This is a genomic window from Chitinophaga sp. (genome assembly GCF_036569125.1).
In the GTDB taxonomy this organism is placed as follows: Bacteria; Bacteroidota; Bacteroidia; order Chitinophagales; family Chitinophagaceae; genus Chitinophaga.
Genome location: NZ_DATCRF010000270.1, coordinates 1 through 2,403 on the forward strand (window position 1 = coordinate 1; position 2,403 = coordinate 2,403).

At 50.4% G+C, this 2,403-nt stretch carries 1 protein-coding gene; it reads left to right on the forward strand.

What is annotated here, in order from left to right:
* On the forward strand, positions 1-2,403 hold a 2,403-nt coding region (locus VIM87_RS10015; RefSeq protein ID WP_331996860.1), incomplete at both ends, for a SusC/RagA family TonB-linked outer membrane protein.

Consider the following 2,403-nt stretch of genomic DNA (forward strand, 5'->3'; position numbering starts at 1 on the left):
TGTTAAAGAGTAACCAGGGGCTTAACGAAGTGCTGGTGGTAGGTTACGGCACACAAAAGAAAGCCAATGTAACCGGCGCCATTGCTACGCTGAATGCACAACATTTGGATGAGCGGCCCATTGCCCGGGTGGATCAGGCGCTGGTTGGGCAAATGGCCGGCGTGCAGGTGAAACAGATCAGCGGCGCGCCCGGTAAGGGTTTTCAGATAAAGGTAAGAGGTACCGGCTCCATTAATGCCGGTACAGAACCCCTGTATGTGATAGATGGTTTTCCGTTGGAAGTAGCCAGTGCCAGCGCCAGCGGCGGCTTTTCGCAGGGCTCTGCGCTGGATAATATCAATCCTAATGATATTGCTTCTGTGCAAGTATTAAAGGATGCTTCTGCAGCGGCAATTTACGGTTCGCGTGCCGCCAACGGCGTGGTGATCATCACCACTAAATCCGGCAAGGCAGGCAGGAACCGTATGGAGTTCAATACCTATGTGGGCTGGCAGCAAACCCTGAAAAAGCTGGACATGCTATCTGCCGAAGAGTGGATAGACCGCGCCCGGGAGATCATTGATTACAACTATGTAAATCCTGCATTGGGCCGCCTTGCCACAGACGATCCCACTGTACGCCGGCAAAAGCTGGGTGGTTTTGATTTCTCCAAGATCTATGATGCGCGCTGGTACCAGCCGGGGCATCCGGGTTTGCGGTATGTTGACTGGCAGGATGAGCTGTTTCAAAAAGGCCTGGTGCATAGCTATCAGCTGTCTGCTTCCGGTGGTACGGATAAAGTTACGTACCGCATTTCCGGCGATTACCTGAACCAGGATGGTATTGTGATCTATACCGGTTATAAAAGATATTCTTTTCGCTCTAACGTAAACCTGAAGGTGAATGACCGTATTAACCTGGGCCTGAACCTGGCGCCTTCTTATGGCGTAGTTACAGATCCCGGTGCAGAAGGCAAGGATGCGCAATTACATAAAGCCGTTAGCGCTACGCCTATTGTAGAAGACAGCGTAGGCCTGGAAACCGGCGTAGTGCCTAATGCGCGGTATGCCTGGGCCAGCTCCACCGTAAGCCCTGTGGCAGTGTTACGGGAGCAAATGGGAGAGGAGCGCACCCTGCGTACCTTAGGCAGCATTTATGGAGATTATAAACTGTTTGATGGATTGGTGTTCAAGTCCACGCTGAACATCGATAATGCGGACTACCGCCGTAAAGCATTTTCTCCCAGCATTATCAGGAACGGGAACCCGGGTACCGGCTCCTCCCGCACTTTCCGCAAAACCACGCTGGTAAATGAAAACACCTTATCGTATAATAAAACCTTTGGCAGTCATGATATAGCTGCCGTAGCCGGTTATTCCTTTAACCAAACTAATTTTGAAGAAGCGCGCATTGGTGGTTCCAACTACAGCACCGATGATATTTATACCCTGAACGGCGCTACCACCCTCACACTATCAGACACGTATACACGCGAAACAAAGAATGTGCTCATCTCTTACTTCGGCAGGGTACAGTATGGTTTTCGCGATAAATATTTACTTTCTGCTTCTATACGCCGCGATGGGTCTTCCCGTTTTGGCGCCAATACCAAGTGGGGCGTTTTCCCTGCTGTATCTGCAGGCTGGCGGGTGCTGGAAGAACCCTTTATGAAAAACATAGGCGCGGTAAGTGAGCTGAAGCTGCGCGGCAGCTGGGGTCTTTCGGGGAATAATAATATCGGCGATTTTAGCCAGATAGGCTTGCTGGGTTTTTCCAACTATGTATTAGGCACCGGCGAAGGCGCGCTGGTAAAAGGGCAAACTGCTACCAACATTCCGAACCCTGACCTGGGATGGGAAAAATCAGAAACTATAGATGCAGGGCTGGACCTGGGTTTGTTTGATAACCGCATCTTCCTGTCGTTTGATTATTACCGCAAGCTGAATACAGACCTGTTGTTAAGCATACCGGTGGCAGCGGTTACGGGCTTCAGCACCGCTATTACCAACATTGGTAAAGTGCGGAACAAAGGCTGGGAGCTGGAACTCTCCACCCGAAACTTTACCGGCGCATTTGAGTGGACCACTAATCTGAACCTGAGCCATAACACCAATAAAGTGCTGCAGCTGGGCCCTAACAACACGCCTATCATCTTCGGTAATTTCGATAACATGGGCCATCACATTACTACCGTAGGCCAGCCCATTGGCGCTTTTTATGTACTGGAAAATGTCGGCATCCTGAAAACAGCCGCAGAAGCGGCATCCAGCACCATTATACCAGGCGAGGAAGCCGGTGATCCCAGGTACCGCGATGCTAACAACGATAAAGTGATCGATGTAAAAGATGCAGTGATCCTGGGGCAGCCTGATCCTACTTACGTTTGGGGCATCACTAATAATTTCAATTACAAAGGTTTTGATC